We start from the raw sequence: 4,032 nt of genomic DNA on the forward strand, positions 1-4,032 counted from the left end.
ACAAACAGAGCATTCAAACACAGCAAACACCATTGAACAAGGTTATAATGAACTTACCCTATCAAATATAAAAGATAATGAAGAAATCTATGTAAGAGCACAAAAAGACTATAATGAATATATAAAACATAATTTCTCTCAAACCATACACAACAATAAAGATTCTAAAGTAAAAGGAAGTTACACAGAATCTATTACTAAATATCATAAGCAAGAAATATTAGGTTTAAAAGATGTAAGAGTTGGAGGAGAATATCTTACTAATGTAGCACTAAGTAAAGATACCATAGTAGGATTAAGTAATACTCTAAATGTAGGAGCTAGTAATAAATTAAGAGTAGCACGAAATAGTAGTGAATATGTAGGGGGAGATAAAGATATAGAGATAGGTAATAATCTTTGTAGTAGTGTTGGTGGGGATAGGGTAGAGAATGTAAAGGGGAATAGTGTGGAGGTGGTGGAAGGGGATAAAGATATGTTCGTTAATAAGAAACTTAATATCCAAACACAAGATGAAATAACCATTCGTTCTAATGATAATATATATATGAGTTCCCCACAATCTCTTAACCTAGAATCTGATACAAATACAGTAATGGTTTCTGATAATATCTCTATGATAGCAGATTCCAATTACATATTAAATGCCAATAGTGAAGCCTCTATACAAGTAGGAGAATCCACTATCACAACTAAGGGAGACTCTGTTATAATAAAAGCAGGTGGAGTTGAAGTAGTTATAGATTCTAATGGGCTTGTAGTAAAAGGTGGAGAGATTAAAGCGGAATAGGGATAAATAGGAAAGATTGATCAAGAAAACTAAGAAAAAGTGTAATACTACATAAGATAGATTGGGATAGAGCACAAAGGATATAAGTATAATATGTCAAGTTTTAACACAAAGCCTATATACATACAAGTAAGAGATGTCCATTGTAATCTTATAGAGAATGCCAAAGTAAAAGTCATTGCACCTAATGGGGATATCCTTTTTAATGAAAAAAGTCAAAGTGGAGAGATAATCCTTGATGATATACAAAAACTTAAAAATATCCATAGATTTAAAGTAGAGATAGAGCACCCACATTATCAAAGCAAACCCAAAACTCATGCCTCTTGTATAAGACTAGCAAACCTCCATAAACCTCACACCCTAGAATTCCCCTATCAAACTAAACTCTTAGTTAGCAATGTCTATGCCAAATTAAGAGAGATAGAATCTAAAGACAATACAACACTACAACAAAAACATTGTCCTAATAATAGGGCAAATACTCTTTGCCTACCAACACGCACATATAACCTTGATACAAAAATACTTGAAAACATACAAGCACAAGCAAGATTGCAAAATATCTCTATCTATCTTAAAGCCTACTATAATCAAGACTCTATCCCCAATAAAGAAGAACAGAAACAATATTACCAAGAACAAAAGAAACAAACAAAATGGGGTTATATCACTTCAAGTCCATACCAACACACAACAAAAGAAAATATAAGCTCTCCCATAAAAGAACATGAAACATTTAGAATTCTTACAGATTTAGATGGCAATGAAATAAGGGGTGAAGAAATAATAATAAATCTAAGAGAGGAATGGCTAGACAAACAAATTAGATTTTTTGCTTATGTAGAAAATCCCAAATATGAAGTAGGCGTTACATTATATATTTATTCCCCCTCACTTTACACAGAGGAGGGGCTTATTGATGTGAGTGGGTATATTGTGGGGTTTGGAGCAGCGATTGGCAGAGGTCTGGTAATAAAAGGCACAAAATTTATATCAGAAATACAAGGTAATAGGTATGTGAAAAAAGAAAGTAGAGAAATGCAAGGCATAGCTAGAGAATCTCTAAGTAATAAGGATGCGAGAGAATGGTATGTCAATACACAACTACCAAAAATGAAAGAGCTTGGCAATAGAATTTTGACACTCGAGGAAAGAGCCAAATTTCATTTTAATTTTCGCAATCAAGCTAGAAAGGACACAAGAGACGCTATGAAAGATAGGAAAAAAGCAGAAGAACTTGAAAATGACAGAAAAAACAAAACTTGGGAGGAATGGATAGAATATGTGAAAAAAAGAAAAGGATTGACAAAAATGGAGGATATTTATAATTATACCATTGAGGCTTCACAACGCACTAATCCTGATGTTAATAGCAAGTTTGGTATCAAACCACAATAATGAATTGTTATGTTTAATTGGATAAGGAGAAAGATAATGGATAAAACTAAAGAAACGAAAAGGATTTCCTATTCAAAGTATCTTTGGAAAAGAGTTAATCATTTAGATTTCACAATAGAGAATTTCTATTGTGAAGAAGAAGTTTGTCCTTTTTGTATTAAAGCATTGGCACAATACAAGCATTACAATGTTGTATTAAATGAAGATTATCTTTTGGGTCCTGATGTGAGTATTTGGGATTTTACTATCAATGATTTACCTTATATATGGATGTGGGATGTAGAAACAGGAGAGAATACTATACGAGCCAAGTTCACAGAAACACCAGACAATGTGGAAAATAAAACCCTAGAAAAAATTATGCAAGACTTATGCGATATTCTTAATATGCTTGTAGAAAATGGTGAATTAGAATCTACTGATGATACTTCAGAGGATTGGCAACCAAAGCATTATTAAACTCTAAAAACAACACAAATGATATTTTAAAGCCAACCCTGCAGAATCTAAAGCAAAACCTCACACTTACACAACAATCAAACAAACATAGATTCTAAAAACAAAAAATAACACAAACAAAGATTCTAGTGCCATAGAATCCAAAGACTACCTCTTAGGTGAAGAAATAGAGATATATTTCAAAGAGCAATGGAAAGACAAACAAATTAGATTCTTTGCGTATATAGAGGGTGCTAAGAGTGATGTAAGTGCGGATGTGGAAATACAAGAAACGCATTACACAATTTTGTATGATGAGGATAAAGAAAATAAACTCTTTCCACAAAAAGATTCAAGTATTGATTGGATAGATATCGCTATAGAAGCCATCTCTTTTATCCCTCTTGTAAGAGGAGTAAGGATAACTCTTAATATAGGTAAATGGGGATTAAAACTACTAAGAAGCAAAACTAGCATACCAAAGAAAGCAAAAGAATATAAAAGTAAAAAAATTGTTATAAAAGATAACAAAAAAGAGCAAGATAAAAAGAGCAAGACTCCCCCACCTATAAAAGAAGTTAAACTAGATACTCTACCCAAAGAGACACAAGAAGCCTATCATAGCTATAAAGCACATAAATGGCAAGGGACATATCCTAAACAGAATCATGGGGTAACTGAAAGGAATGAAGTGAGGGCGAATAAGACTTTTTACAATAATGATTCTATACTCCCCATAAAGCCAAAAGGAACATATAAAGAATTTGATATTATTAATAGACATGATCCAAGAAGATTTGTAAGAGATACAAAAAGTGGCGATATATACTATACAACAGATCATTATCAAACATTTGTGAAAATCATAGAATAAGGAGAATAGTATGAATTATGCTAAAAAAGATAATAAAGTCTATATTGTAAAAAACATGGACGAAGTAACTTTGAAAGACGATAAAGACTTATTTATCGTTAAACTAGACGGCTTAGAGCTTCACACCTTTGATGAGTTTGAAAAAACAGCTAGAAAAGCCTTTCAAACACCCACTGATGAGAGTATGTTTTGGCTAGATGAACCAGGAAATCCTTTTGTTGGTTGGATAACAGAACTTGAGTGGCTCTTAGATGCAGGATTTAATTCCTTTGCTTTAATTGTAGAGAATTGGAGTAAGACATTAGATAGAGAGCCGCAAAGAGAAAAAGAAATAGAATTTCTTTTATTTATATTTCAAGACATTTGCGATTTTTGGGGATATGAAGTTGTAAAGTGCGTTTCCTATGGAGAACCCAAAGACTTTAATATTTATTTGGTGGGCTAGATTCTAATAAATCTCAAAAACCAAAGAGGACTTATAAAGAATTTGATATTATCCAATAGACATAACCAAGACGATTTGCAAGAA

The 4,032-nt window shown here is 32.2% G+C and carries 5 protein-coding genes; all 5 read left to right on the plus strand.

Features of this window, described 5'->3' with window-relative positions; all coding sequences use genetic code 11:
• On the plus strand, nucleotides 1–790 hold a 790-nt coding region (locus tag LS81_RS10450), incomplete at its 5' end, for a bacteriophage T4 gp5 trimerisation domain-containing protein (RefSeq protein ID WP_237022234.1).
• Between the two features lie 93 nt (nucleotides 791–883).
• Nucleotides 884–2,191 (plus strand): hypothetical protein, encoded by a 1,308-nt coding sequence (locus LS81_RS12185; protein ID WP_233715846.1) that lies wholly within the window; start codon nucleotides 884–886, stop codon nucleotides 2,189–2,191.
• A gap of 36 nt (nucleotides 2,192–2,227) precedes the next feature.
• Nucleotides 2,228–2,650, plus strand: coding sequence for a hypothetical protein (locus LS81_RS10465; protein WP_034347877.1), 423 nt, complete (start codon nucleotides 2,228–2,230; stop codon nucleotides 2,648–2,650).
• Between the two features lie 256 nt (nucleotides 2,651–2,906).
• Entirely contained in the window at nucleotides 2,907–3,503 is a 597-nt protein-coding gene (locus tag LS81_RS10470; protein ID WP_233715845.1) for a ribonuclease domain-containing protein, read from the plus strand.
• Nucleotides 3,504–3,513: 10 nt separating this feature from the next.
• On the plus strand, nucleotides 3,514–3,948 hold the full coding sequence (locus LS81_RS10475) for a hypothetical protein (RefSeq protein WP_104696430.1): 435 nt from the start codon (nucleotides 3,514–3,516) through the stop codon (nucleotides 3,946–3,948).
• The last annotated feature ends 84 nt before the right edge of the window (nucleotides 3,949–4,032 follow it).

Source organism: Helicobacter trogontum, from assembly GCF_000765905.2.
Classification (GTDB): Bacteria; Campylobacterota; Campylobacteria; order Campylobacterales; family Helicobacteraceae; genus Helicobacter_A; species Helicobacter_A trogontum.